The sequence below is a fragment of the Pseudomonas weihenstephanensis genome (genome assembly GCF_016812185.1).
Classification (GTDB): Bacteria; Pseudomonadota; Gammaproteobacteria; order Pseudomonadales; family Pseudomonadaceae; genus Aquipseudomonas; species Aquipseudomonas weihenstephanensis.
The window spans coordinates 642819-668590 of sequence record NZ_JAAEBV010000001.1 but is presented as its reverse complement, the minus strand read 5'-3'; the positions used below and the strand labels follow the sequence as shown (position 1 = coordinate 668590).

At 60.1% G+C, this 25772-nt stretch carries 23 protein-coding genes; 18 read left to right on the top strand and 5 right to left on the bottom strand.

Going from position 1 to position 25772, the window contains the following annotated elements:
- Positions 1-3: 3 nt before the first annotated feature.
- A complete protein-coding gene (locus GYN01_RS02850; protein WP_203306565.1) occupies positions 4-1593 on the top strand; it encodes a GMC family oxidoreductase in 1590 nt (529 codons plus the stop codon).
- A 2-nt stretch (positions 1594-1595) separates the two neighbouring features.
- The gene (locus GYN01_RS02845; protein ID WP_203306564.1) at positions 1596-3044 is read left to right on the top strand and encodes a c-type cytochrome; all 1449 of its coding nucleotides are present in this window, start codon (positions 1596-1598) and stop codon (positions 3042-3044) included.
- 64 nt (positions 3045-3108) lie between these two features.
- Here GYN01_RS02845 and poxB read toward each other — a convergent pair whose 3' ends face one another.
- Entirely contained in the window at positions 3109-4830 is a 1722-nt protein-coding gene (gene poxB / locus GYN01_RS02840) for a ubiquinone-dependent pyruvate dehydrogenase (RefSeq protein WP_048398804.1), read from the bottom strand.
- A gap of 739 nt (positions 4831-5569) precedes the next feature.
- Here poxB and GYN01_RS02835 point away from each other — a divergent pair.
- Positions 5570-6877 carry a glutamine synthetase family protein gene (locus GYN01_RS02835; RefSeq protein ID WP_420850377.1) on the top strand — a complete coding sequence of 436 codons (1308 nt, stop codon included), beginning with the start codon at positions 5570-5572 and terminating at the stop codon, positions 6875-6877.
- 146 nt (positions 6878-7023) lie between these two features.
- Positions 7024-7659: a class I SAM-dependent methyltransferase gene (locus GYN01_RS02830; protein WP_048398810.1), complete on the top strand. Its 636-nt coding sequence runs from the start codon at positions 7024-7026 to the stop codon at positions 7657-7659.
- On the opposite strand, the gene ampC is transcribed toward GYN01_RS02830, so the two are convergent.
- A complete protein-coding gene (ampC, locus tag GYN01_RS02825) occupies positions 7656-8816 on the bottom strand; it encodes a class C beta-lactamase (protein ID WP_238936073.1) in 1161 nt (386 codons plus the stop codon). The two genes, GYN01_RS02830 and ampC, sit on opposite strands and share 4 nt — an antisense overlap.
- Before the next feature lie 293 nt (positions 8817-9109).
- Here ampC and rnd point away from each other — a divergent pair, with 293 nt between their 5' ends.
- The 3 genes from rnd to GYN01_RS02810 all read left to right on the top strand — a co-directional run bounded on the left by rnd (position 9110) and on the right by GYN01_RS02810 (position 11591).
- On the top strand, positions 9110-10243 hold the full coding sequence (gene rnd, locus GYN01_RS02820; protein WP_203306562.1) for a ribonuclease D: 1134 nt from the start codon (positions 9110-9112) through the stop codon (positions 10241-10243).
- A complete protein-coding gene (locus tag GYN01_RS02815; RefSeq protein ID WP_048365201.1) occupies positions 10240-10533 on the top strand; it encodes a YcgL domain-containing protein in 294 nt (97 codons plus the stop codon). Before rnd ends, GYN01_RS02815 begins: the two co-directional genes overlap by 4 nt.
- 125 nt (positions 10534-10658) lie before the next feature.
- Positions 10659-11591 (top strand): D-2-hydroxyacid dehydrogenase, encoded by a 933-nt coding sequence (locus tag GYN01_RS02810; protein WP_203306561.1) that lies wholly within the window; start codon positions 10659-10661, stop codon positions 11589-11591.
- A 145-nt stretch (positions 11592-11736) separates the two neighbouring features.
- Here the strand turns inward: GYN01_RS02810 and GYN01_RS02805 are convergent, their stop codons facing one another.
- Entirely contained in the window at positions 11737-12330 is a 594-nt protein-coding gene (locus GYN01_RS02805) for a nitroreductase family protein (RefSeq protein ID WP_048398820.1), read from the bottom strand.
- 153 nt (positions 12331-12483) lie between these two features.
- Here GYN01_RS02805 and GYN01_RS02800 point away from each other — a divergent pair, with 153 nt between their 5' ends.
- The 8 genes from GYN01_RS02800 to GYN01_RS02765 all read left to right on the top strand — a co-directional run bounded on the left by GYN01_RS02800 (position 12484) and on the right by GYN01_RS02765 (position 22287).
- A complete protein-coding gene (locus GYN01_RS02800) occupies positions 12484-12933 on the top strand; it encodes a YcgN family cysteine cluster protein (protein ID WP_048365204.1) in 450 nt (149 codons plus the stop codon).
- Between the two features lie 27 nt (positions 12934-12960).
- Entirely contained in the window at positions 12961-14193 is a 1233-nt protein-coding gene (locus tag GYN01_RS02795) for a hypothetical protein (RefSeq protein WP_048365205.1), read from the top strand.
- A gap of 175 nt (positions 14194-14368) precedes the next feature.
- Positions 14369-14458 carry a K(+)-transporting ATPase subunit F gene (gene kdpF / locus GYN01_RS02790; RefSeq protein ID WP_003446770.1) on the top strand — a complete coding sequence of 30 codons (90 nt, stop codon included), beginning with the start codon at positions 14369-14371 and terminating at the stop codon, positions 14456-14458.
- An 8-nt stretch (positions 14459-14466) separates the two neighbouring features.
- Complete coding sequence (gene kdpA, locus GYN01_RS02785) at positions 14467-16161, top strand: potassium-transporting ATPase subunit KdpA (RefSeq protein ID WP_048365206.1); 1695 nt, start codon at positions 14467-14469, stop codon at positions 16159-16161.
- 10 nt (positions 16162-16171) lie between these two features.
- Positions 16172-18244, top strand: coding sequence for a potassium-transporting ATPase subunit KdpB (gene kdpB / locus GYN01_RS02780; protein WP_048398823.1), 2073 nt, complete (start codon positions 16172-16174; stop codon positions 18242-18244).
- Between the two features lie 18 nt (positions 18245-18262).
- On the top strand, positions 18263-18814 hold the full coding sequence (gene kdpC, locus GYN01_RS02775; protein WP_203306560.1) for a potassium-transporting ATPase subunit KdpC: 552 nt from the start codon (positions 18263-18265) through the stop codon (positions 18812-18814).
- A gap of 80 nt (positions 18815-18894) precedes the next feature.
- A complete protein-coding gene (locus GYN01_RS02770; RefSeq protein ID WP_203306559.1) occupies positions 18895-21561 on the top strand; it encodes a sensor histidine kinase in 2667 nt (888 codons plus the stop codon).
- Positions 21562-21597: 36 nt separating this feature from the next.
- Entirely contained in the window at positions 21598-22287 is a 690-nt protein-coding gene (locus GYN01_RS02765; RefSeq protein WP_048365210.1) for a response regulator, read from the top strand.
- Here GYN01_RS02765 and GYN01_RS02760 read toward each other — a convergent pair.
- Positions 22284-23324 (bottom strand): patatin-like phospholipase family protein, encoded by a 1041-nt coding sequence (locus GYN01_RS02760; protein ID WP_048365211.1) that lies wholly within the window; start codon positions 23322-23324, stop codon positions 22284-22286. The genes GYN01_RS02765 and GYN01_RS02760 overlap by 4 nt on opposite strands.
- Positions 23325-23477: 153 nt before the next feature.
- Here GYN01_RS02760 and GYN01_RS02755 point away from each other — a divergent pair, with 153 nt between their 5' ends.
- From GYN01_RS02755 to GYN01_RS02745, 3 genes are all read left to right on the top strand, one after another.
- Positions 23478-23756 (top strand): hypothetical protein, encoded by a 279-nt coding sequence (locus tag GYN01_RS02755; protein ID WP_048365212.1) that lies wholly within the window; start codon positions 23478-23480, stop codon positions 23754-23756.
- A 26-nt stretch (positions 23757-23782) separates the two neighbouring features.
- On the top strand, positions 23783-24550 hold the full coding sequence (locus GYN01_RS02750; protein WP_203306558.1) for a CHAD domain-containing protein: 768 nt from the start codon (positions 23783-23785) through the stop codon (positions 24548-24550).
- Positions 24551-24626: 76 nt separating this feature from the next.
- On the top strand, positions 24627-25424 hold the full coding sequence (locus GYN01_RS02745; RefSeq protein ID WP_048398833.1) for an acyl-CoA thioesterase: 798 nt from the start codon (positions 24627-24629) through the stop codon (positions 25422-25424).
- Here GYN01_RS02745 and GYN01_RS02740 read toward each other — a convergent pair whose 3' ends face one another.
- Positions 25425-25679 (bottom strand): hypothetical protein, encoded by a 255-nt coding sequence (locus tag GYN01_RS02740; RefSeq protein WP_048399548.1) that lies wholly within the window; start codon positions 25677-25679, stop codon positions 25425-25427. It abuts the gene before it with no gap.
- Positions 25680-25772: the final 93 nt, after the last annotated feature.

Genomic DNA, 25772 nt, shown 5'->3' with positions numbered 1-25772 from the left:
CCCATGAGTCAGGTCTTTGATGCTGATGTCATTGTTGTTGGGTCCGGAGCCTTGGGCAGCAACGCGGCTTTTGAATTGGCCAAACAGGGCAAGTCGGTGATTATTCTGGAGGCGGGTGAGCACATTCCCCGCTGGAAAATCGTCGAGAACTTTCGTAACTCATCGAACAAAAGCAATTACAACTCGCCGTACCCAAACGAGCCGTGGGCGCGTCATTCCTACGACGAGCAGTACATCGAGAACATAGGTTCGTTCGAGTTTCGCCCCGGCATGTTGAAGCTGGTAGGCGGTACGACCTGGCATTGGGCTGCGGCCTGCTGGCGCTATCTACCTAACGACATGAAGCTCAACAGCCTGTATGGCGTGGGCCGTGATTGGCCAATGGAATACAGCGAGCTGGAACCTTATTACGCCCGGGCTGAAGTGGCGCTGGGTGTTTGTGGCAGTGACACGCAGGACCAGAGTGGCCACAACGGCGGCGCATTCCCGCCGCGGTCCACGCCTTATCCGATGCCGCCTGAGGGCGACACCTACCTGTTCCAGCGCCTGCGCGCACGGTTGGCGCCTGCCGGTTATGTGTTTTTGCATGAGCCCAATGGCCGTGCGACAACGCCTTATGACAGTCGCCCGGCGTGCAGCGGCAATAACAACTGCATGCCGGTGTGCCCCATTGGTGCGATGTACAGCGGCGATGTTCACGCCAAACATGCTGTGCAAGCAGGTGCCAAGCTGCTGACTGACGCCACGGCGTATCAGTTGGAAAAAGGCGTAGACGGCAAAATTGTCGCGGTGCATTACCGCTCCTCCAATGGCGATGATGTGCGCCTGAGCGCGAAGTATTTCGTGGTGGCCGCCAATGGCCTGGAAACCCCCAAGCTGCTGCTGATTTCGGACGTGGCCAATTCGTCGGATCAAGTAGGACGCAACCTGATGGACCACACCGGCCAGGGGCTGCAATTTCTGGCCGATGAACCCGTGTGGCCGGGGCGTGGTGCCGTGCAGCAGGGCGGTATCTTTAACCGCCGTGATGGCGAGTTCCGCAAAGAGCGGGCATCGGTCAAGCATGCGTTTGCCAACAATGTGCCCAACATGGCCGTGGCCGGGCGTTTGATCGAACAAGGTATCTTCGGAAAGGAACTGGATGAACGTATTCGTCACGACGCTGCTCGCTGGGTAGATGTGTCGACCGTGTATGAAACCCTGCCGCTGGCCAGCAACACCGTGCGTGCGAGCACCACGCGCAAAGATGCACTGGGCATACCGATGTTGGTGGTCAATTACGAAGTGGGTGATTACGTCAAAGCCGCCAAGCCTGGGGTCGACGCGGACTACGCCGACTTCGTGAAGCTCATGGGCGGCACGGTCGTCGAAAACAACACGGGCTGGCAGAACCGTGACCACTTGATGGGTACCGTGATCATGGGCAGTGATGCCAAAGATTCGGTGGTTAACCACGAGTGCCGCACCTTCGACCATTCCAACCTGTTTTTGGCCACCACCGGAGTGATTCCGGCCTCGGGCACCATTAACCCGACCCTGACGGGCGTTGCGCTGAGCATACGTCTGGCCGACATCATTGCGCGAGAAGTCTGAGCATGAACCTGAAGACCTTACGTCTGCTGCCGCTTGCCGCTTTTGTGGTGTCGCTGAGCGCGATGGCCAGTGAAGACAACGCCGCGCTGATCAAGCAGGGCGAATATGTGGCGCGTGCGGCTGACTGCGGCGCTTGTCACCGCACAGTGGAGCAGGGTGGTGCGCTATTTTCGGGCGGCTATGCGATTGATTCGCCTATGGGTCGCATCATCAGCAGCAACATCACGCCCTCCAAGACCCACGGCATTGGCGACTATACCGAGCAGCAATTGGCTGACGCGTTGCGCAAAGGCGTCAATGCAAAAGGCCAGCACCTTTACCCGGCCATGCCCTATACCGCGTATCAAGGCATGAGCGATGCGGACATTCACGCCTTGTATGTGTATTTGCAACATGGTGTGAAACCGGTCGACAAGGCGGTGCCCGCTACCGAACTGGCGTTCCCGTTCAATGTGCGCGCGTTAATGTTTGGCTGGAACCTGTTGTTCCTTGATGCGTCGAGTGCGACGTGGCCTGCCGATGCTGACGAGCCGCTCAAGCGCGGGCAATACCTGGTCGACACGCTGGGCCACTGCGGCGCTTGCCACACGCCGCGCAACGCGTTTATGGCAGAAGACAGCAGCCGATATTTGGCAGGTGCCGCGCTGGGCGGTTGGGTAGCGCCCAACATCACCTCCGATCAAGCCTCGGGCATTGGCAGCTGGAGCAATGATGAGCTGGCGGGCTTCCTGAAAAACGGTCATGTCACCAACAAAGCGCAAGCGGCCGGGGGCATGGCGGAAGCGGTAGAAAACAGCCTGCGCTTTTTGAGTGATGGCGATTTGCACGCGATGGCGAGCTACCTGAAAACCGTGCCGGCGATTGCCAGTACACACCCGGTGCTCAATGCTCCACGCACGGTCGTGCCTGTGGACATGACCACACTGGAAGTCGGGCAGGGTGATCAGGCTTCGTTGGCCAATGCCTCTGAAACTGACGGCGCACGCCTGTACAACGCCGCCTGCGCCAGCTGCCACGGCCGTGACGGACAAGGCACAGCGGACGCGTTTTACCCTTCGTTGAGCCAAAACACTGCCCTGACCGGCGGCCAGCCGAACAATCTGGTCATGGCCATCATTGAAGGCATTAGCCGCAAAGGGGCCGACCTTGAGGTCAACATGCCCGCGTTGGGCGGTGATTTGAATGATCAGCAGATTGCGGCGATCGCCAATTACAGCCTGCAACGTTTCGGCAATCCCGCGCTCAACGTCAGCGAACAAGAGGTTGCTCAACTGCGACGTGGCGGCGACGTGCCCTTGTTGGTCAAGGCCATGCCTTATGTGGTGTGGCTGGGCGGTGTGCTGGGCGTGGCAATGGTGTGTTGGCTGGTGCTGGCACGGGTTAAACGCAAGCGCGAGCGTAAAATCCTCGAGAAGAAAAACGCTCTGAATCGGCGCTTTCATTCACGCTAATACAGAGCGCTCAAACCAAACCCTTGGGTCATGACCCAAGGGTTTTTTTATACGCCAGATACACTCAACGCCACAGATTGACCTTGGCCAGATCGATCAACTCGCGTGCCCGGCCGTCCATCACGGTTTTGAGCATAAACAGGCTGAATCCTTTGGCCTGCTCGAAGGTCTTGGTCGGCGGCATCACCAGTTCCTGGCGCGCACTGACCACGTCCACCAACACCGGGCCGTCGTGGCTGAAAGCTTCGCGCAAGGCAGCCTGGAGTTCAGAAGGATGTTCGACGCGTATGCCCTTGACCCCCATTGCCTGGGCCATCGCTGCAAAATTGGGGTTTTTAAGGTCACAGCCTACGTCAGGGAAACCCGCTGCTTTCATCTCCATCTCGACAAAACCCAGCGTGCCGTTGTTAAGCACAATGACTTTGACCGGCAAGCCCACCTGATTGAGTGTCAGAAAGTCGCCCATCATCATGGTGAAACCGCCATCTCCCGACATGGAAATCACTTGTCGATGAGGGAAGGCCGCTTGTGCGCCAATCGCTTGCAGCATCGCGTTGGCCATTGAGCCGTGGTTGAACGAGCCGACCAGACGGCGTTTGCCGTTCATTTTCAGGTAGCGTGCGGCCCACGCAGTCGGCGTGCCCACGTCACAGGTGAAAATCGCGTCTTCTGCGGCCAGCTCGCTGACCAGTCGATTGAGGTATTGCGGGTGAATGATGTCGCTGTTCGGGCCGCTTTCGGCCAACGCATCGAGGTCCTCGCGGGACTTTTTGTAGTCGTTGAGCGCAGCCTCCAAGTGTTTGCTGTCCGGGTTCTGGGCCACGCCGGGCAGCACCGCCTGCAAGGTCAGCTTCACGTCACCGATCAGTCCCAGTTGTAATGGGCAGCGATTGCCCAAGGCTTCAGCGCGCAAGTCGATTTGCGCAATGTTGCCGTGCTCGGGATAAAACTGGCGATAGGGAAAGTTCGTCCCCAGCATCAACAGCGTGTCGCAATTCATCATGGCTTTATAACCAGACGCAAAGCCGATCAAACCGGTCATGCCCACGTCGTATGGGTTGTCGTATTCGACATGCTCCTTGCCGCGCAGTGCGTGCACGATGGGGGCTTTCAAACGTTCGGCCAGGGCCAGGATTTCGGTGTGCGCCCCGGCGCAGCCGGCGCCGCAGAGCAGGGTGACTTTTTTGCCCGTGTTGAGAAACGCTGCCAGCTGATCGATTTCGGTATCGGCGGGGCGAATCATTGGTGCGGCGGGTTTCAGCCAGTGGGGCACTTTGGCGTCAGTGGCTTGCAGTGCCACATCCCCTGGAATCACCACCACCGCCACGCCGCGTTTGGCGATGGCCATGCGCATGGCGCGCTCAAGAATCTGCGGCAATTGCTCAGGGTGCGAGACCAGCTCAACGTAATGGCTGCACTCTTTAAACAGGCTTTCGGGGTGTGTGGCCTGGAAATAATCAATGCCGATTTCGCTGCTGGGTATATGGGCAGCCAGCGCCAGCACCGGCACGCCGCTGCGATGGGCGTCGAACAGGCCGTTGATCAAATGCAGGTTGCCGGGGCCGCAACTGCCGGCGCAGACCGCCAGCTCACCCGTCAGGTGCGCTTCGGCGCCTGCCGCAAACGCCGCGGCTTCTTCGTTGCGCATATGGATCCATTCAATCTGCTCCTGACGGCGCAATGAATCAGTAAAGGCGTTCAACGAGTCCCCCACCACGCCAAACACACGTTTGACGCCAGCTTCTTGCAGGGTTTCGGTGATGAAATCAGCAACCGTTCGGGCCATGGGGAACTCCTCGAAGTAAGAAAACATGCGACTTGAGACAGGTACGTAACCTTTTCCCAAGCAGGATAGACACTGCATCCGACCTTGGCGGTGACGCATCCGTTCGATGAAAAGAGTTTCATCCATAGAGCATTACGACCGCTTCGCGCCCGATCGCAGCCTCGTGCCTCGGCAGCGACTACAAGCGATGGATGCAGGTCCTGTAGGCGTTGACGAGTAACGCGAGGCTACGCGCGGCGACAGAGTCGTCGTAAAGCATTCAACCGCTGTGTGTCAGGGACTGGGCGGTGATCGGGTTTACGACCGCTTCGCGGCCGATCGCAGTCTCGCGCTTCGGCAGCGGCTACAAATCTTGGGGGGCTAATGTTTAGCCGTTGGGCATGCAAAGATTTAAAACGCTGTATTGAACTGCCGCGCCAAGCATGTGAGGCTGCTGGCTCTTTTTCGGCAGTGGTTGCAGGTATGAGGCTTGGCTTTAGCGCTATTGAATGTCAAAGCCTGTCGGGTACTTCAATGCCACTCAACCCCTGCGCATTCTCCTGTGAACGGGCCTTCTGGGCGTTGTATCACTGCCGTCACGCCCGCCCGCCGGATACTCGTCTACCCGTTAAATCGTGATCCTCCGCGCCACGGCGCGCCTGTCTGATACGCATAAACGAGTAAGCCCATGAGTGCCACACCTCTGTTTGCCCCGCTGCAAGATGCCCTGGATTTCCTGCAGTTGAACCCGGATGTCGAGATGTTCGAGCTGTTTATCCTCGACAACAACGGCGTGCCGCGCGGCAAGTTGCTGCATCGCGATGAACTGTTGGCGGTGTACGAGAGCGGGCGACCGTTGCCCAGTACGATTTTGGGTTTGAGCATCAACGGCGATGACGTAGAAAACACCGGGCTGGTCTGGGATGTAGGCGACATCGATTGCCGCGCCTATCCGCTGGCGGGCAGTTTGCAGCGCATGCCGTGGCGTCAGATTCCGATGGCTGCGGTGCAAGTGAGCATGCATCCGCAGCAGGGCATGCCCGCGACTGTCGCCGACCCGCGTCACCTGTTGGTCAAGGTCATTGAAGGGCTAAAGGCTGACGGCTATTACCCGGTGATGGCCGCGGAGCTGGAGTTTTACCTGCTCGACCAGCAGCGGGACAGCCAAGGGCGGCCGCAACCGGCACGCGATGCCGACGGCCAGCGTCCACGAGGCACGCAGGTGTATGGTTTGCGCGAGCTGGAACAAATCGAGCCGTTTTTGGCTGATTTGTACAGTGCCTGCAAATTGCAAGGTATCCCGGCCCGCACGGCTATTTCCGAATACGCGCCGGGTCAGGTGGAAATTACCCTTGAACACCGCAGTGACGCGTTGCAGGCGATGGACGAGGCGGTGCGTTACAAGCGCTTGGTCAAAGGCGTGGCGCACAAACACGGGATGGTGGCCTGCTTCATGGCCAAACCGTTTGATGACTTGGCAGGCACGGGCATGCACATGCACGTGAGCCTGGCCGATGAGCACGGCCATAACCTGTTTGCCAGCGAAGCGCCTGACGGTACGCCGCTGCTCAAGCATGCGGTGGGCGGCATGCTCAGTACCTTGCTCGATTCGCTGCTGATGTTTTGCCCGAACGCCAACTCTTACCGTCGCTTCCAGAGCAACAGTTACGCGCCGCTGGCGCCCACCTGGGGCGTGGACAATCGCACGGTGAGCTTGCGGGTGCCGGGTGGTCCGGCGTTTTCACGGCATATCGAGCACCGCATTTGTGGTGCCGATGCCAATCCGTATTTGGCAGCGGCAGCCATTCTTGCCGGTATTCATCGCGGCATTCGTGAGCAGCGTGATCCGGGCGCACCGATTGAAGGCAACGGTTACGCTCAGGCAACACAGAAGCTGCCAACCGACTGGTTGACCACATTGCGTGCGCTTGAGGGCTCGTCATGGGCAAAAGAAGCGTTCGGGCCTGAATTTTTGAAGGTGTACCTGGCGGTGAAGAATGCCGAATACCGGCAGTTCATGGGTGAGGTGGGCGAGCAAGACTGGCGGTGGTATTTGAATCAAGCGTGAGTGGGAACGGTGCTCAGCCCTGCGCTGCAACTGCATTTTAGGGGGGCACAGGGCTGTAAGCGTTTTCATCTTTTGCTGACAATTTTTTCACTGACGTCCCGTTAACCTCTGTGTCGAATACCATCAAACACAAGAGTTAGCGGGCCATGTCATCGCAACCACCGTCCACCACTGAGCTTGAGTTCGCCGAACGCTATGACCGTGAGCATGCGCAGGTGTGCCAGCAGGTGCGCCCTCAAGGCGTGGTGCGTCGGTGGGCGCAGTGGCGCGAGCGGCGTTTGGTCAGGCGTGCGCTCAAGGTGGCCGGTGAGCCGGGGCTGGTATTGGATCTGGCCTGTGGCGCCGGGCGATTTTGGCCGGTGCTGGCTGAGCGCGACAATCGGGTGATTCTGGCAGCTGACCCATCCCAAGGCATGCTTGATCACGCACAGACCCACCATTCAGCAGCTTTGCTCAAGCGTGTGAAGCGGTTTAAAAGCTCGGTGTTTTCCATCGACATGTCTGAAAACGCGGTGGATTGCATTTTTTGCATGCAACTGTTCCACCATGTGCGCAGCAATGAGCACCGTTTGGCGATTTTGCGTGAGTTGCACCGCGTTAGCCGCGACACGTTAATACTGTCGGTGTGCGTGAGCGGTGCTCAGGGCCAGCAACGCATCTGGGTGAGCAAAGAGGAGGTTGAAGCCCAGTTTTCAGACTCGGGCTTCAGTATTCTCAAGCAATACGCGGTGCTGCCGGGTTTTACGCAGAACAGCATTTATGTGCTGCGCAAAGAGGCTTAGTTCAGTGCCGCTAAAATGGCGTAAGCCAGCTCAACGCGTGCAGCGTTTGGGTAGTTCTTGTTGGCCAATATGACGATGGCCTGTTTTTTGGCCGGGATGAAGGCGATGTAACCACCAAAGCCGTTGGTTGAGCCGGTTTTGTTGATCCACACCTGTTGTTGTGGTGCCTGTGCAGGTGTGAGCGCAACCACTGGATTGGTTTCATACGCCATCGTGTTTGAGTTGCCATCGAGCAGCGCCTTGAGCTCAACGGGGTAAGGGTATTGCTCCCATACCAGATCCTGAGTCATCGGCCCCACCCGGTAATACCCCACGTGGGTATCCGCCAGCGCGCGTCGCACCGTCTCGCTTGTGTGCCCCAGCCCCATGTTCAACTGCGCGAAGTGGATGAGGTCGCGGGCAGTGGTTTTTACCCCGTAGGCTTCATCCGCCAAGACACCTGCCCCCAACCTGACGGGTTCATCCTGCTTGTTATAGCCCTGGGCGTATAACGGCATTTCAGTGGCCGGGATGTTCAGGTAGCTGTGTTTGAGGCCCAGTGCCGGGAACAACTGGCCTTGCAGCGCCTGGGCATAGGGCATGTTCATGCGCTTGGCGGTGATCAGCCCCAGCATGCCGATGCTCGGGTTGGCGTAGCTTCTCTTGCTGCCCGCGACGTACTCCGGCTTCCAGGCTTTGAGATAGCCCATCAGTTGTGCATCGTTTTGCACCGCATCGGGTACTTGCAACGGGAAGCCGCCAGCGGTGTGAGTGGCCAAATGCATGAGGGGCACATGGCCGAAGGGGGTGTTTTGGAACTCAGGCAGGTAGGTGCTGACCGGTTCGTTGAGTGACAGTTGGCCGTTAGCTTGCGCGTAAGTGGCCAGGGTGGCGGTAAACACTTTGCTGATGGAGCCCACTTCAAACAACGTATCGGAGGTCACGGGGGCTTGAGTGGCCTTTGAGGCGAGACCTAGGTTGTAGAAATGTGTTTTGCCATTAACGCTGACCGCAATGGCCAGTCCAGGCACCTTGTATTGCTGCATGACCTGCGCGGCGTTCTTATGTACGACGGCATCGATTTTTGCGGCGAAGTCTTCTGCTCTCGCCACGTTTGCACCTGTACTCAGGCCCGTTATCAGGAGCGCAACGGTAAAAAAATCAAACGGCTTACGCATACGGCGCATCCTCGTGTTCTGTGAGTGGTGGAGGGGGGTGAGTCGAAGGCGGGCAGCCTTGTCACCTCATGTTTCATTCTGGCAGGCGTGTGATGTCGCCAGCGAGCGTCTTCATGATGAGTTCGGGGGGTTCTGACGCATGTGCGCGGGCAAACTACACAATAAAAGCCAAAAAGTTATGAAAGTTATCGCTCGAAATTGCGTAGGTAATTTCGTCGACAAGTTTGTGCGCCAATCGCCGGAAATCCCCGATGCCGATATATACTGCGCGCCATTCTTCAAGGGAGAGCCGTGTGGCCATCGATATTCACTGGATTCGCGACAACGATAGCCTCGGCCAACATTGCGTCCAATGGCAACATTTGCCGTTCGTCGCCCTCGACACCGAATTTATGCGGGTCGACACTTTTTACCCCATTGCCGGCCTGATTCAGATTGGCGACGGCACGCGGGCGTACCTGATTGACCCGCTGACCATCGACAATTGGCAGCCGTTGGCCGCCTTGCTGGAAAACCCGGCCGTGGTCAAGGTGTTGCACGCATGCAGCGAAGACCTTGAGGTCTTGTTACGCCTGACCGGCAGTTTGCCCGCGCCGCTGTTTGATACCCAACTGGCCGCCGCGTATCTGAACCTGGGTTTCTCCATGGGTTACTCGCGCTTGGTCAAAGAAGTGCTCGACCTCGACCTGCCCAAGGGCGAGACCCGTTCGGACTGGCTGCAACGCCCGTTGTCCGAAACCCAGATCAGCTACGCCGCCGAAGATGCGCTGCACCTGGCTGAGGTTTACGTGCTGTTGCGCCCGCGCCTGTCGGATGAAAAATACGCCTGGGTGTTGGAAGACGGCGCTGAACTGGTGGCCAACTTGCGCCGCGAAGTGGACCCGTACGAGGTTTACCGTGACGCCAAGCTGGCGTGGAAACTGTCGCGCGATCAGTTGGCCGTGTTGCGTGAAATCTGTGCCTGGCGCGAGCGTGAAGCCCGTGCTCGCGATCTGCCGCGTAACCGCATTGTGCGTGAGCATGCGTTGTGGCCATTGGCCAAAACCCAGCCCGACAATCTGGTGTCGCTGGCGCGGATTGAAGACATGCACCCGCGCACCGTGCGCCAGGATGGCGAGTTCTTGCTGGACTTGATCAAACGTGCGGGCAGCGTACCGCCCGAGCAATGGCCCGTCGCAGTCCCTGAACCGTTACCGGTGGAAGCGGCGGCATTGATCAAGCGCCTGCGTGCAATCGGTCAGGTATACGCCGAGCAACTGAACATGGCCCCCGAGCTCATGCTGCGCAAGAAAACCCTGGAAGCGCTGGTTAAAAGCGGCTTCCCCAATGGGCCTTATCAATTACCCGACTCACTGCGCGGCTGGCGCCGTGAGCTGATGGGTCAGGCATTGCTCGATAGCCTGGCCACCGCTGGAGAACCGTCTTGAAACGTATTTGCTCTATCTATCGCAGCACCAAGCGCGACGGCATGTATTTGTACGTCCTTAAGGCCGATGCCCTTGAGCGCGTGCCTGAGCCGTTGATGGCCGCGTTTGGCAAAGCCATTCACGCGTTTGACCTGGTGCTCACCCCTGAGCGCACGTTGTCGCGCGAAGACATCGTCGTGGTACTGGAAAACCTGGATACACAGGGTTATCACCTGCAAATGCCACCCGCTGAAGACGAATACATCGAGCACTTGCCCGAAGAGTTGTTGCGCCGCAACGACCCGATGTAAGTGCGCCATCAGGTGCCCGGCATTGGGCACCTGCCCTGAATGGACTCAAATTGATTGGCGGTGGCCGAATTCGACGAGTGAAACCTCGACGGCGGACGCTGGCAGCGTTTTAAAAGGTTAAGAACATGCGCGTTCTGATTGCCGAACACGACCACCCCCTGTACACCCGACTTCTGCAACACGCAGCGCCTGATCTGGAGGTGCTCAGCAGTGGCGACTCTGCGCACTTGTCGCGTCTGGCTGCCGATTGCCCGGTGTGGCTGGGTCAACCTGATCTGTTGGCCACGCTGATGCGTCAGGGGCATCGGCCGCAGTGGTTGCAATCGACCTGGGCGGGCATTACCCCGCTGCTGGCCAACGGTTTGCAACGTGATTACCGCCTGACCCGCGCCGTGGGCATTTTCGGTCAGGTCATGGCCGAATATGTGCTCACCTACATGCTGGGCCATGAGCGCGAAGTCATGGCGCGGCTGGTCAGCCAGGTTGAGCGCAAGTGGGACAACCGCATGGGTCAGAGCCTGGTCGGGCGCAAGGTGCTGATCGTCGGCGCCGGTGACATTGGCCAGACCGTGGCGCAATTTCTGCAACCGTTTGGCGTGGAGCTGTTTGCCATTGCCAGTACGGCCCGTGAACAAGCGCCGTTCAAGGAAGTCGGGGTTCTGAGCGACTTGCCGCGTTTGGTCGGGGGGATGGATTACGTGGTGAACCTGCTGCCCAACACGGCGGACACCCATGACCTGTACGATGCCGAGCTGTTTGCGCAGTTCAACCCGAACGGGGTGTTTATCAACGTCGGCCGTGGCGTGGCGGTGGTGGATGCGGACTTGGTCGAGGCGTTGCGCGTGGGCCACTTGGCGGCGGCGGTGATTGACGTCTGCCGTCAGGAGCCGTTGCCGGCCAAACACCCGTTCTGGACAGCCTGGGGGTTGTTGCTGACCGGTCACAGCTCGGCGCCCACCTCGCCGCCGATGATGGTGCAACTGTTTGTCGATAATCTGCGGGCGTTTCAAGCGGGGCAGCCGATGCGTGGCGAAGTGGATTTCGACCGCGGCTATTAACGGTAGTCACTGCCCAGCTACGCGAGGCTGCGATGGGCGTGATACGTCGCAAAGCTATTGACCCGGTGCGTCAGGCGCACCGAGTTCGCTTGGCGTCTTATCGCCGCCTCGCGTAGCTGGGCGGCGACTACACGCTTTGCTTGGCTTACAGGCTGAAATCGCCTTCGGCCACCAACGTGCTCAGCGGTGCACGCTGGCTCGGTACTTCTTTGGCTTGCAGGTAATCGACCAGCGTCGCTTTATCGCCCAGCTTGCCAATTGCCACCATCGCTTGCACGGCATAGCCTTCCGGGATTTTCAGTTCCTGGCGGGCGCGCTCGTAATCCAGACCGCTCATGCCGTGGGTGTGCCAGCCGCTCAAGTGAGCTTGCAACGCCAAATGGCCCCAGGCCGCGCCCGTGTCGAACGCATTGGTCGGCGAGGGTTTTTCTTCGGTGGTGCCCGGCGCGGCAAACGTTGTTTTCGACACAATCACCACCAGGGCGGCGGCATGTTTGGCCCAACCCTGGTTGAACTCGACCAGCAGGCTCAGGTAGCGGTCAAAGTCTGGGGTGCCACGCAAGGCAAACAGAAAGCGCCACGGCTGCGAGTTATAGGCCGAAGGTGCCCAGCGAGCGGCTTCAAAGAAGCTCATCAACGTGGGTTTGTCGAGGGTGGCATCGGTGAAGGCGCGGGGCGACCAACGCTGGGTAAATTGCTCATGAATGGCGTGATCGGCAATGCGGGTATTAGCAGTCATTCTCGTTACCTGAGTTGTTTTCGCGATTGAGCGTAGGCGTAAAGCTACTGTTATGCCATCTGTGTGACAAGTCTGACGACAAGCCCTTGGCCCGCGGGGCCTTGGGCACTAGACTGGCGGCCTTTTCCACTGCCCGATGTTGATGTTTGAGCCATGGCCGCAAAAGTTGAACCGTTCTGGATCCGCAAAACCCTCGATCAACTTGATCAAGAGGAATGGGAGTCGCTGTGCGACGGCTGCGGCCTGTGCTGCTTGCAAAAGCTCGAAGATGAAGACGACAACAGCGTCTACTACACGCGCATTGCCTGCAAACTGCTCGATCTGAAAACCTGCCAGTGCACCGATTACCCCAAGCGCCGTGATTCGGTCCCGGACTGCATTCAACTGTCGCCGGGCCAGGCTGAAGAGTTCAAGTGGTTGCCGCCTACCTGCGGCTACCGACTCGTTAGCGAGCGCAAGGATTTGCCGCTGTGGCACCACTTGGTCTGTGGTGACCGGGATGCGGTGCATCACGAGCGCATCTCGCAATCGGGGCGCATGCTCGCCGAGGGCAGCGTGCCGGAAGACGATTGGGAAGATCACCTGATTTTTCGCGCCGGTTAAATGCCGGAGCGGTCGCAAGGAGTGTGTATGCCGCTGCGTTACCGATTGCCCCTGGGGCTGCTGATTGCACTGCTCGGCACGCCGTCGTGGGCTGCCAAAAAAGTGGACCTGGATTATCACGTGCAATTTGAGCCTGACACCGGTCAGGCTCAGGTGCGGCTGACCCTGGCGGACGGTTCAGCCGTGCGCAGCCTGGATTTCGACCTGGGTGCGCCGGGCAGCTACAGCGATTTCAAGGCCGACGGGCAGTGGCGGCTCACCCCTGACGCGCAGCACAGTCGCGGGGTGTGGCATCCCGCGTCAGGCCCCTCCAGCCTGACCTACCGTGTGCGCCTGAGCCACCCGTTCAAGAACGGCAGTTTCGACACCGACATCACGCCCAAGTGGGCGTTGTTTCGGGGCGAGCAATTGGTGCCGCCGGCCAGTCTCGATCAACAGGACGGCACCGAGTTGGTGTCACGCCTTGAATTCGAGTTGCCCAAGGGCTGGAAAAGTGTCGAAACCGCCTGGCCGCGGATTGGCAAAAACCGCTTCCGTATTGATGATGTGTCGCGCCTGTTTGACCGCCCCACTGGCTGGATGCTGGCCGGTACGCTGGGGAGCCGTCGCACCACGCTGGGAGAAACCGAAGTCACCGTTGCCGCGCCGCAAGGGCAGGGGATGCGGCGCATGGATGTGCTCACCTTGCTGACCTTCGTCTGGCCGCAGGTTCAAGCGGTGTTCCCGCGTAATCCGCCCAAATTACTGATCGTCGGCGCAGGCAGCCCGATGTGGAAGGGCGCCAGCGCGGATCGTCATTCGATTTACCTGAGCAGTGCCGTGCCGATGGTCAGCGAGTCAGGCACCAGCCCGCTGTTACGCGAAGTGGTGCAACTGTTCAGCGGGCTCAATGCTGAGGCCGGTCATGCCTGGCTCAGTGAAGGACTGAACGAATACTACGCCATCGAACTGATGCGCCGTGCGGGTGGCATGAGTGATGAGCGCTATCAAACCTTGCAGCACAAGCTCAATGCGGCGGGTAAAAGCGTGACGCGTCTGCGCGGCCCGCAAACCAGCCCGGCCACCGTGGCGCGCGCGGTTACGCTGTTGCAGGCGCTGGACCGTGAAATCCGGGTACACACCCACAGCAAGCGTTCGCTCGATGATGTGAGCCAGGCGTTGATGCGCATGGACACGGTCAACACGGCGTCATTTATTCAGTTGAGCGAAAGCGTACTCGGCGGTGCCAGCGACGTGCTCGATACGCCTTTGTTGCGTTGATGTAGCCCATTACCCGTAGCCGCTGGCGTAGGCGGCGTCCGATGGCGGCTACGGTTTGCAGCTGTTTCTTTACGCCTTCTTTACGCCCGCGCTTGCCCCTCGATCTCGATCCTTTACACCCTTGAACCCCACACTTTCCCCCTACGCGGCAATCGCCGTTTTGGGGAGAGTTTGCATGGGCGTTCTCGATGGGGTGTCGCTGCTGTTGGCGGTGGGGTTGTTCGTTTATCTGCTGGTTGCGCTGTTGCGCGCAGATCGGAACTAGGAGCGGGTATGCACAGTTATGACTATGGGCTGATTCTGGCTTTTTTTGCGCTGGTGTTGCTCCCGGCCCCGTGGCTGGGACGCTTTTATTACAAGGTCATGGAAGGCCAGCGTACCTGGCTCACGCCGGTGTTGGGGCCGGTTGAGAAGGTCTGTTATCGCCTCGCCGGGGTTGAGCCGGGTGTTGAGCAAAGCTGGCAGAAATACACCTTGGCCCTGTTGGCGTTCAACCTCGCAGGCTTTGTGCTGCTGTTCACCATTTTGCTGTTTCAGCAGTATTTGCCGCTCAACCCGCAGCAGTTGCCGGGTCAGGAGTGGACACAGGCATTTAACACCGCGGTGAGTTTTGTCACCAACACCAACTGGCAGAGCTACAGCGGTGAAGCGAGCCTCAGTTATTTCAGCCAGATGGCCGGGCTGACGGTGCAGAACTTCGTCAGCGCCGCCACCGGTTTGGCGGTGTTGGTCGCGTTATGCCGGGGTATCAGTCGTCGCTCGGCGCAGACGCTGGGCAACTTCTGGGTGGACATGACCCGTGCCACGCTCTACGGCCTGTTGCCACTGTGCCTGGTGCTGGCGCTGTTGCTGGTGTGGCAGGGCGTACCGCAAACCCTCGCCCATTATGTGCATGCCGTGACGATGCAGGGCGTGGACCAAGTGATCCCGCTGGGCCCGGCTGCCAGCCAGATTGCGATCAAGCAATTGGGCACCAACGGGGGGGGCTTCTTCGGGGTGAACTCGGCGCATCCGTTCGAGAACCCGACCGCCTGGAGCAACCTGTTTGAAGTGGCGTCGATCATTTTGATCCCGGTGGCGCTGGTGTTTACCTTCGGCCATTACGTCAAGGATCTGCGTCAAAGCCGCGCGATCATCGCCTGCATGCTGGCGTTGTTTTTGATCGGCGGCGGCACCGCGCTGTATGCCGAAAATCAACCCAACCCGGCGCTGAACAGTCCGCTGGTTGAGCGCACTGCGCCGCTGGAAGGCAAAGAAGTGCGTTTTGGCACCACCGCCACGGTGTTGTGGACCGAAACCACCACCGCGGCCTCCAACGGCTCGGTGAATGGCATGCATGACAGCCTCAACCCGCTGAGCGGCATGGTGGCGCTGGTCAACATGATGGTCGGCGAGGTGATCTTTGGCGGGGTGGGTGCAGGCCTCTATGGCATGTTGCTCAACGTGCTGATCGCGGTGTTTCTGGCGGGCCTGATGATTGGCCGCACGCCCGAATACCTGGGCAAAAAGTTGCAGGCCAAAGAGGTGCAATTGCTGGTGGTCACGTTGCTGGTGATGCCAGTGGGTGTGTTGGTGATGGCCGCGATTGCGACCAGTGTGCCGAGTGCGGTGGCGTCGGTGAGCAACCCCGGCCCTCATGGCTTCAGTCAGGTGCTGTACGCCTTCACCTCGGCCAGCGCCAACAACGGCTCAGCCTTCGCCGGGTTGAACGCCAACACACCGTTTTACAACCTGATGCTGGGGTTGGGCATGTTGATTGGGCGCTTTGGTTACATCCTGCCGGTGCTGGCGCTGGCGGGCAGTCTGGCGATGAAAAAAACCGCCCCCGTGGGCCAGGACAGCTTCCCCACGCACGGCCCGCTGTTTGTGGTGTTACTGACCATGACCATTTTGCTGGTGGGCGGCTTGACCTTTTTACCGACGCTGGCCCTGGGCCCTGTCGCTGAACAACTGACACTGGGCTTGTGAGGAAACGATGATGAACCTGCCTGCTCCTGTTAAACAGCTGACGCCAGCGCCTGATACCCAGGCGCCGAAATCACCTAAAACCGCGTTTGCTGACCTGTGGCGCCCTGCGTTACTGCAAGCGTTCGTCAAGCTCGACCCGCGTCAGCTCAAGCGCTCACCTGTGATGCTGGTGGTCGAACTGACCGCCGTGTTCACCACGATTTTGTGCTTGCTGCCGGACCCGGCCGTACCCACCGGCGTGGCGTTGCAAATCGCCGTGTGGCTGTGGTTCACCGTGTTGTTCGCCAACTTCGCCGAAGCCTTGGCCGAAGGCCGGGGCAAAGCCCGCGCCGACAGTTTGAAGGCGGGCAGTGTGGGCTTGAGTGCGCGCCGTCGCACTGCCAATGGCAGCTATGAAGTGGTGCCCGCCACCCGCTTGCGCAAAGGGGACGTGGTGCGGGTCGAAGCGGGGGAGATGATCCCCGGTGACGGTGAAGTCATCGAAGGCATTGCCGCGGTCAACGAAGCGGCGATTACCGGTGAATCGGCGCCAGTGATTCGTGAATCGGGCGGTGATCGTTCGGCGGTCACGGGTAACACTCGCCTGGTCTCGGACTGGCTGCTGGTACGCATCAGTACCAACCCCGGCGAGTCGACACTGGACCGCATGATCGCACTGGTGGAGGGCGCCAAGCGCCAGAAAACCCCTAACGAAGTGGCGCTGGATATCTTGCTGATCGGTTTGACCCTGATCTTTCTGATTGTGGTCGTGACCCTGCAGCCCTTTGCCTACTTTGCCGGTGGCAGCCTGCCGCTGGTGTTTCTGGTGGCGCTGCTGGTGACCCTGATCCCGACCACCATTGGTGGCTTGCTTTCGGCCATCGGCATCGCCGGTATGGACCGCCTGGTACGTCTGAACGTGATTGCCAAGTCCGGGCGTGCCGTTGAGGCCGCAGGTGACGTGCATGTGCTGATGCTGGACAAGACCGGCACCATCACCTTCGGCAACCGGCGCTGCACCGCGCTTTACGCCGCCCCCGGCGTGACGGCGATTGAACTGGCGCAGGGCGCACTGCTGGCCTCGCTGGCGGACGACACCGCGGAAGGTAAATCCATCGTCGAGTTTATCCGTGGTCTCCATGCGCTGCCCGAACCCGATGCCCGCGACATTACAGCGGTGCCGTTTACCGCTGAGACACGCTTGTCGGGGGTTGACTGCAACGCTCAGGTGTATCGCAAAGGGGCGGTGGATTCGGTGCTGGCATTTGTCGGCCTCAAGCGCGGCGAAGTGTTGCCCGCCCTGTCGCGGGAAATCGACAAGATCGCCCAGAGCGGCGGCACCCCGTTGCTGGTGTGCGTGCAAGGCAAACTGCTGGGCGCGATTCATCTCAAAGACGTGGTCAAACCCGGCATTCGCGAGCGTTTCGCCGAGCTGCGCAAACTGGGGATTCGCACGGTGATGGTGACCGGCGATAACCCGCTGACGGCCGCAGCGATTGCCGCTGAAGCCGGTGTGGACGACGTGTTGGCCGAAGCCACGCCCGAGAAAAAACTGGCGCGCATTCGTCAGGAGCAAAACGACGGTCGGCTGGTGGCCATGTGCGGTGACGGTGCCAACGACGCCCCGGCCCTGGCGCAAGCTGACGTCGGCATGGCGATGAATGACGGCACCCAGGCCGCGCGCGAGGCGGCAAACATGGTCGACCTCGACAGCGATCCGACAAAACTGCTGGACGTGGTGCAGATCGGTAAAGAGTTGTTGGTGACACGGGGCGCGCTGACCACGTTTTCCATCGCCAACGATGTGGCCAAATACTTCGCAATACTGCCCGCGCTCTTTGCCACGATTTACCCGCAGTTGGGCGTACTCAACGTGATGCACCTCAACAGCCCGCAGAGCGCGATTCTGTCGGCGATTGTGTTCAACGCGCTGATCATCGTGGTGCTCATTCCGTTGGCCTTGCGCGGCGTACGGGTGCAGGCGGCCAGTGCAGCGCAATTGCTGCGACGCAACCTGCTGATCTATGGCCTGGGTGGTCTGGTGGTGCCGTTTGTGGGCATCAAACTGATCGACATGCTGCTCACCGCGCTGCATTTGGTTTAACCCGTGGAGGAACGTGTCATGGCTACTCTTTTACGTCCGGCCCTGAGCCTGATGGTGTTGATGATTGCAATTACGGGCGTGATCTACCCACTGACCGTGACCGGGATTGCGCAACTGGCCTTTCCCGAGCAGGCCAACGGCAGCCTGGTGCGCGATGCAGAGGGTAACGTTCGCGGTTCCGGGCTGATCGCGCAGGCGTTCACCGGCGACGCATGGTTTCACTCGCGCCCTTCGGCCGGGGCATATGCCACGGTGTCGAGTGCGGCGAGTAACCTGGCACCGAGCAACCCGGCGCTGGCGACGCGGATCAAGGACAGTGCCGCCGAGTTGGCAGTGCCCGAACAAGGCCCGGTGCCATTGGCGATGCTCACCACGTCGGCCAGTGGTTTGGACCCGCACTTGCCACCCGCCGCAATACGCTATCAACTGGCTCGTGTGGCGGCGGCCCGTGGCTTGCCCGTGCAAACGGTGGAGCAACTGTTGCAGGCGCATATCGAGCAGCCGCTGGTAGGGCCGCCAGTGGTCAACGTACTGAACCTGAACCTGGCGCTGGCGCAGCTGAAACACTGAAACACCCAACCCGCAGGCTGCGAGCTTTTAAGATCGAAAGCTCGCAGCCTGCGAGGCTCTTCATTTGAATAGGTATAGACATGACAGATTCCGGTCGCGCCGATGCGTTGTTAGCTGATTTGCCACGAGCGGGACGTGGTCGGCTCAAGGTGTTTTTGGGCGCGGCCCCCGGCGTGGGTAAAACCTACGCCATGCTGCAAGCGGCGCACATGCAACTGCGCCAAGGGGTCAAAGTGCTCGCCGGGGTGGTCGAAACCCACGGCCGCGCCGAAACCCAGGCGCTGCTCAACGGCCTGCCACAACAACCGCAGGTGCGTTCCGAGTACCGTGGCGTGCAGCTCGAAGAGATGGACCTCGATGGTTTGCTGGCGGCCCAACCCTCCTTGGTGCTGGTGGACGAGCTGGCCCACAGCAATGCCCCCGGCAGCCGCCACGCCAAACGCTGGCAAGACGTACAAGAGTTATTGGCCGCCGGGATTGACGTGTACACCACGGTCAACGTCCAGCATCTGGAAAGCCTCAATGATCAGGTGCGCGGTATCACCGGGGTGCAGGTGCGTGAAACCCTGCCCGACTGGATCGTGCAGGAAGCCTACGAACTGTTGCTGATCGACCTGCCGCCCCGCGAGCTGCTGGAGCGGCTGCGCGACGGCAAGGTGTACGTGCCCGAGCAAGCGCGCGCGGCCATTGACGCCTTTTTCACCCAGACCAACCTCAACGCCCTGCGCGAACTGGCGATGCAGACCGCGGCGGTGTACGTCGATGATGAGCTGGACAAAGGCTATCGCCAACTGGGCCAGGCAGCCCCGGCCTTGCGTGGGCGTTTGTTGGTGGGCATCGATGGCGATGTGCAGGCCGAACGGTTGGTGCGTCACGCCAGCCGGGTCGCGGAACGCCGTCATCTGCCGTGGAGCCTGGTGCACGTCGACAACGACAGCGCCCGTGATGAGCAATCGCGCTTGCGTCTGCAAAGTGCGCAGCAGTTGGCCGAGCGTCTGGGCGGTGAGGTGGTGTTATTGCGCGCCGGTGAAGTGGCCAAAACCCTGATCCAGCACGCGGGCGAACGGCGTGCGAGTTTGCTGCTGGTGGGGCAGTCGCGGCCGTCCTGGCGGCGCAAGCTGTTTGGCGGCGGTTTGGCCTCACGCTTGCTGCGCGATGCCCACGGCCTTGAAATCAACGTGCTCGACAACGAGCCAACCCCGGACACCGCCTCCCGACGGCGTACCTACTCATGGGCGTGGTTTGATTATGGGCTGGCGCTGCTGGCCACGGTATTGGCCAGTGCGTTGGCCTGGGGCGTATCCAGCGTATTGGCGTTGCCGAACATCTCGATGGTGTTTTTGGCGGCTGTGCTGCTGGTGGCCGTGCGCAGTAGTCTGGGCCCGGCGCTGGCGTGTGCGGCGCTGTCTTTTCTGGCGTATGACTTCTTGTTTATCCCGCCCAACTTTTCGCTCAGCATCCAGCGCGAAGAGGATGTGCTGACGCTGGTGTTCTTCCTGTTGATGGCGGCCTTGACCGGGAACCTGGCGGCTCGCCAGCGGCGCCAGTTGCAGGCGTTGCGCGAGACGCAACAAGAGACCACAGAGTTGCTCGACCTGTCACGCAAACTGACGGCAGCCACCGACCGCAAGGCGGTGGTTAGCGCCGCGGCCCAGCACTTGAGCGGCTGGCAAGCACTCAACCTGTGCTTGCTCAATCGCGATGGCAATGGCGGCTGGACGGTCGAAACCGGCGGCCCTCTGACCTTCAATGAAGCCGAGCGCGCTGCCGCAGACTGGGCCTGGACCCACGAACAGCCAGCTGGCAACGGCACCGGCACGTTACCGATGGGCCGCTGGTGGTGGTGGCCGTTGACTGTCGATGATGGCCCGCTGGCCTTGTTGGGTGTCAGCCCCAAAGAAGGCCAGACGCTAAGTGGTCAACGTCGGCGTTTGCTGATGGCGCTCAGCCAACCGCTGGCGCAGGCACTGGCGCGTGCGCAATTGGCTGAGGATCTGGAGGCGGCGCGTCTGCACGGTGAAACCGAACAGTTGCGCAGCGCGTTGCTGGCGTCGGTGTCCCATGATTTGCGCACGCCGCTGACCACCATGCGCGGCAGCATCGACACCTTGCTGGCGCTGGGCGAAGTGATTGCGCTGGCGGATCGGCGCGAGTTGCTTGAAGGCACCCGCGACGAGGCCGAGCGGCTGGACCGCTACATCCAGAACCTGCTGGACATGACCCGTCTGGGCCACGGTGCCTTGAAACTGGCCCGCGACTGGGTGTCGCCGGCAGACATCGTTGGCAGTGCTCTGAATCGTCTGCGCGCCGTGCTGGCGCCGTTGCAGGTGCAGGTTGATGTGGCCGCGAACCTGCCGTTGCTGCATATCCACGCCGCATTGATCGAGCAGGCGCTGGTCAATGTGCTGGAAAACGCCGCACGCTTCTCGCCCCCGCACGGGGTGCTGCAACTGGTGGCCGGGGCTGATGAGCGGGAATTGTGGTTTGCGGTAAGCGATCAGGGGCCGGGCATTCCGGAAGAAGACCGGGCGAAAATTTTCGATATGTTTTACACCGCCGCCCGCGGGGATCGGGGCGGGCAGGGCACGGGGCTTGGGCTGGCGATTTGTCAGGGCATGGTGGGCGCCCACGGCGGACGCATCAGCGTGGCTGAGGGTATTGAGGGTCGCGGCACTTGCATCACGTTGCATTTGCCGCTGCCTGAACAGCCGCAGCCAGAACGCGAAGAGGCCCGCGGTGAACACTGATATTCTTCGCCTCTCTTTGCACGGTGATCAACTGCCATGAGCCAGCCCACGACTGTTTTGGTGATCGACGACGAACCGCAGATCCGCAAGTTCTTGCGCATCAGCCTGGTGTCTCAGGGGTATCAGGTGCTGGAAGCCGCCACCGGTGCCGAGGGCTTGAGCCAGGCCGCATTGCACCAGCCAGACCTGCTGGTGCTGGACTTGGGTTTGCCCGACATGGACGGCCAGCAGGTATTGCACGAGGTGCGCGAGTGGTCGGCGGTGCCGGTGTTGGTGCTGTCGGTGCGGGCCAGCGAAGCGCAAAAGGTCGAGGCGCTCGATGGCGGGGCCAATGATTACGTGACCAAGCCCTTCGGGATTCAGGAGTTCCTGGCACGGGTGCGGGCGTTGCTGCGTCAGGCGCCCAGTGGCGAGGTGCAAGAGGCTGGCGTGGTGGTCGGGCCTTTGACGGTAGACCTGGCCTTTCGCCGGGTGTTGCTGGAGGGCGTGGAAGTTGCGCTGACCCGCAAGGAATACGCGGTACTGGCGCAATTGGCGCGCCATCCTGGGCGCGTGATCACCCAACAGCAATTGCTCAAGGACATTTGGGGGCCGACCCACGTCGAAAACAGCCATTACCTGCGCATCGTCGTGGGCCATCTGCGACAAAAGCTGATGGACGATCCGACCTGCCCGCGGTTTATCGTGACCGAAGCCGGCGTGGGTTATCGCCTGCTGGACACTTAGTGTTCCTCGCTTTCGTAACGGTCCAGGGTGTCTCGGGCAATTTCACGGCCCAAAGCGATCAGCTCCGGGGCTTTGTAGAACTCGAAAAAGCGGCACACACGCTTGGGGACGTTTATCAAAATATCGGGCGGGTAACCGGCGATCTTGTACTGCGCCAGCGACGTCTGCATCACCTCGAAACTCTGGTTGATCAAGTCCAACAGTGACGCAGGCCCTACGTTGTCGATGATAAAAGAGCCGGACGCGGACTTGGGCGCACCTTCTTGAGTGGGCGCAGCCGCCGGTTGTTGCGCTCCGGGGCGGGTTGATTCAACCCACGGGTTGGGCGCGCTGTCGGGCAGCGGCTTGAGCATGACCTGCTCCAGCTCCAGCAGGTCACTGGCATGTTTGTTGCGAAACGGCATGTGCGAACCGAGTGAATTCATCAGGGTGTCAAAGCGGCTTTTGAAGGCGGGCGGGCGTTGAATCACCGGCAGTTGGTAGCTGTTTTGGTTGGTTGAGTTCAAGTTGACGGCGATGATCAGGTCGCAATGGCTGGACACCACCGGCACGATGGGCAGCGGGTTGAGCAGGCCGCCGTCGACCAGCATGCGATTGCCCTGCATGACCGGGGTAAACAGGCTCGGGATGGCGGCTGAGGCGCGCATGGCCTGATGCAGACAGCCTTCCTGAAACCAGATTTCTTGCTGGTGCGTCAGGTCGGTGGCCACGGCGGTGTAGGGAATGCGCAAATCTTCGATGTTGATTTCGCCCACGATATTGCGAATTTGCCCGAACACTTTTTCGCCGCGAATGGCACCGAGTCGGAAACTCACGTCCACCAGCCGTAACACATCGAGATAGTCCAGGCTTTGAATCCAGTCGCGGTACAGGTCAAGCTTGCCGGCCGCGTAAATGCCGCCTACCACGGCCCCCATCGAGCACCCGGCAATGCAGGCAATGTCGTAACCACGGCGTTCGAGTTCTTCAATGACGCCAATGTGCGCGTAACCCCTGGCCCCGCCAGAGCCGAGCACTAATGCAATGCGTTTTTTCATGACACGATCCTTCGTCAGACAGGCGTTAACAATGCAGTGCCTTTTCCCTAATCAGCAAGCTAGTCTTGCACAGACGCGTTTGCGGACCGGGCACTTTTCCCATGCTTTTGCGTCTCAGCCTCTAATTAACATTAATTGTTTGAGGATATGTGCATGAAAGCCCTTATTTGTGTGCCGTTGATGGCCTTGGTACTCGCCGGTTGTGCCGGTAAAACAGCCTATCGCGACACCTGCGCCACCCAGTTGGACAGCGCCTGGCATGAGCTGGACCTGGCCAAGGCAGAAGGTTTCGCGGGCACCATCAGTTATTCCAAGGCCCTGTCATTGCTGACCGGGGCTAAAACACAACAACAGTTCGAAGCGTTTGAAGGCTGCTCCAAAAAAGCCGAGAAAGCGCGTTTCTATATTCGTGAGTCGCGCGCAGGGCGTTAAGCCTGCGTATGACCGGGAGGGGCAGGATGGCGCAATTGGTAGACCGGATCGTGGCGAATATTGTGCGTCTGCAGGTCAGGTTGTTGGCGTGTCAGGCGCGGTTGCAGGCGCACACCGACCCTGAGTCGCTGCACGACTTGCGCACCACGGTGCGTCGTTTGCGCAGCCTGTTACGGCCCTTGCGCGGTTTGCCGGGCGTGGTGCAGCTGGAGATGGCGGCGTCACAGGTGGGCGCCTTGACCACGCCGTTGCGTGACCTTGAAGTGCTGGCCGCGCATTTGCAGCAACACGGGCATGCCGCCTTGGCAGAAAGCAGGCTGGAGCAGCTGTCGGGCAGTTATGCGGCGGTGGCCGACAGCGCGCAGTTGGCGCAATTGCTGATGATCCTCGATGTGTTTCCGCGTTTTGTACGTGCCGCCGAGCGTGAAGGTTTGCTGCGTGGCTTACGTCAGCGCATCGAGCGTGTACTGGCAAAACAGTGGAAGACCCTTGAAACCGACCTGAATGATCCGGGGCATGACCGTCATCGTGTGCGGTTACTGATCAAGCGGGTGCGTTACGGGGCCGAGGCGTATCCCGAGCTTGACCGTCTACCGGCCCTGGTAGCGGCTCGTCTCAACGCCGCTCAAAAAGCCCTGGGCGATTGGCATGACGCGTGGCAATGGCTGTTGCAGGCCGAACAACAGACCGACTTGCAGCCGTGTGTCGCGCAATGGCGTGAAACACTGGCGCGTGGGGAGAAGCAGGCCGATCGGGCACTGATCAAATTGAGCGCGGCCTGTTTTCGCTCATGATTTGGCCGATATAAGCGCTGTGCAGCTTAAGGTGCGTGGGTAGTATTGGCGCTTATTCATCGGTTTCGAGGTGCTCATGCAGTTTTGTGAATTGGTTGCGGCCGTGCGTAACGACCCGTCTGCGGTGACGATCCCGGCGGATTGGGGTCAGGGACGCGCCACTTTTGGTGGCTTGATGGTGGCCTTGCAGTATGAGGCCATGCGCGCACAGATCAGCCCTGAGCGCGCCTTGCGTTCTTTATCGGTGAGTTTTGTCGGCCCGGCCGAGCCTGATGTGCCGATCAGTTTTGAGGTCCAGGTGCTGCGTGAAGGCAAGGCGGTCAGCCAGGTGCTGGGGCGTGCGCTGCAAAACGGTCAAGTGGTGACGCTGGTTCAGGGCAGCTTCGGCGCGCCGCGTGAGTCCGCGGTCAAGATGCACAGCGTGCCAGCACCCGATATGAAACCGGTCGACGAGTGCCCTCTGCTGCCTTACATCAAAGGTATTACCCCTGAGTTCATGCGCCATCTGGCGATGGGGTGGGCAGTGGGCGCGCTGCCATTTACCGGCAAGGGCGGGCGTGAAATGGGCGGCTGGGTGCGTTTGGCGGGAGAGGTCAAGGATGAACCGCTGACTGAAACCCATTTATTGGCGCTGGTCGATGCCTGGCCGCCGGCATTGCTGGCGCTGCTCGATAAGCCGGCCGCTGGCAGCACGTTGACCTGGACGGTCGAGTTTGTGCAGCCCTTGGCGCAGCTCAGCACCCTTGAATGGTGCAAGTACCTGGCGGTGATCGAGCATGCGCAAGACGGTTATGGTCATGTGGCGGCTAACCTGTGGTCGCCCGCAGGCGAGTTAATTGCGATCAGCCGCCAAACAGTTGCGGTGTTTGGTTAATCAAAACGCTTGGCTATGTGGCTCGTTTTGAACCTTGTGCCCTTGATGCTGCAAGCTCATTGCTGCAAAAAGGGTGACCAGGCCAATCACGGCGCTTGAAGCGTTGCCACTGAAAATGCCAGAAGCCAGCAGCAAGAAAGCCACCACCATCAAGGCGACGGCGATCAGATCAATTGCCTGGCGGGACGCGCCCTGACGGCTCTGTGGGTTCGAGCGCCATTGCCAGGCTGGCAGGTTGGGATGACGTTTGCCCATGAGTGCACTCCTTTGTTCAGTTCAGAGGTTCAGCGTGTGCTGAACCGGATGAACAAAGGATAGGCCGGGGCCACCGACGAGACGAATCAAGAA

Bases quoted from the DNA above. Each gene is read 5' to 3' on its own strand.
- GYN01_RS02850 (WP_203306565.1), top strand. From the start codon at position 4: ATGAGTCAGGTCTTTGATGCTGATGTCATTGTTGTTGGGTCCGGAGCC.
- GYN01_RS02845 (WP_203306564.1), top strand. From the start codon at position 1,596: ATGAACCTGAAGACCTTACGTCTGCTGCCGCTTGCCGCTTTTGTGGTG.
- poxB (WP_048398804.1), bottom strand. From the start codon at position 4,830: ATGGCCCGAACGGTTGCTGATTTCATCACCGAAACCCTGCAAGAAGCT.
- GYN01_RS02835 (WP_420850377.1), top strand. From the start codon at position 5,570: ATGTTCGAGCTGTTTATCCTCGACAACAACGGCGTGCCGCGCGGCAAG.
- GYN01_RS02830 (WP_048398810.1), top strand. From the start codon at position 7,024: ATGTCATCGCAACCACCGTCCACCACTGAGCTTGAGTTCGCCGAACGC.
- ampC (WP_238936073.1), bottom strand. From the start codon at position 8,816: ATGCGTAAGCCGTTTGATTTTTTTACCGTTGCGCTCCTGATAACGGGC.
- GYN01_RS02810 (WP_203306561.1), top strand. From the start codon at position 10,659: ATGCGCGTTCTGATTGCCGAACACGACCACCCCCTGTACACCCGACTT.
- GYN01_RS02805 (WP_048398820.1), bottom strand. From the start codon at position 12,330: ATGACTGCTAATACCCGCATTGCCGATCACGCCATTCATGAGCAATTT.
- GYN01_RS02800 (WP_048365204.1), top strand. From the start codon at position 12,484: ATGGCCGCAAAAGTTGAACCGTTCTGGATCCGCAAAACCCTCGATCAA.
- GYN01_RS02795 (WP_048365205.1), top strand. From the start codon at position 12,961: ATGCCGCTGCGTTACCGATTGCCCCTGGGGCTGCTGATTGCACTGCTC.
- kdpF (WP_003446770.1), top strand. From the start codon at position 14,369: ATGGGCGTTCTCGATGGGGTGTCGCTGCTGTTGGCGGTGGGGTTGTTC.
- kdpA (WP_048365206.1), top strand. From the start codon at position 14,467: ATGCACAGTTATGACTATGGGCTGATTCTGGCTTTTTTTGCGCTGGTG.
- kdpB (WP_048398823.1), top strand. From the start codon at position 16,172: ATGAACCTGCCTGCTCCTGTTAAACAGCTGACGCCAGCGCCTGATACC.
- kdpC (WP_203306560.1), top strand. From the start codon at position 18,263: ATGGCTACTCTTTTACGTCCGGCCCTGAGCCTGATGGTGTTGATGATT.
- GYN01_RS02770 (WP_203306559.1), top strand. From the start codon at position 18,895: ATGACAGATTCCGGTCGCGCCGATGCGTTGTTAGCTGATTTGCCACGA.
- GYN01_RS02765 (WP_048365210.1), top strand. From the start codon at position 21,598: ATGAGCCAGCCCACGACTGTTTTGGTGATCGACGACGAACCGCAGATC.
- GYN01_RS02760 (WP_048365211.1), bottom strand. From the start codon at position 23,324: ATGAAAAAACGCATTGCATTAGTGCTCGGCTCTGGCGGGGCCAGGGGT.
- GYN01_RS02755 (WP_048365212.1), top strand. From the start codon at position 23,478: ATGAAAGCCCTTATTTGTGTGCCGTTGATGGCCTTGGTACTCGCCGGT.
- GYN01_RS02750 (WP_203306558.1), top strand. From the start codon at position 23,783: ATGGCGCAATTGGTAGACCGGATCGTGGCGAATATTGTGCGTCTGCAG.
- GYN01_RS02745 (WP_048398833.1), top strand. From the start codon at position 24,627: ATGCAGTTTTGTGAATTGGTTGCGGCCGTGCGTAACGACCCGTCTGCG.
- GYN01_RS02740 (WP_048399548.1), bottom strand. From the start codon at position 25,679: ATGGGCAAACGTCATCCCAACCTGCCAGCCTGGCAATGGCGCTCGAAC.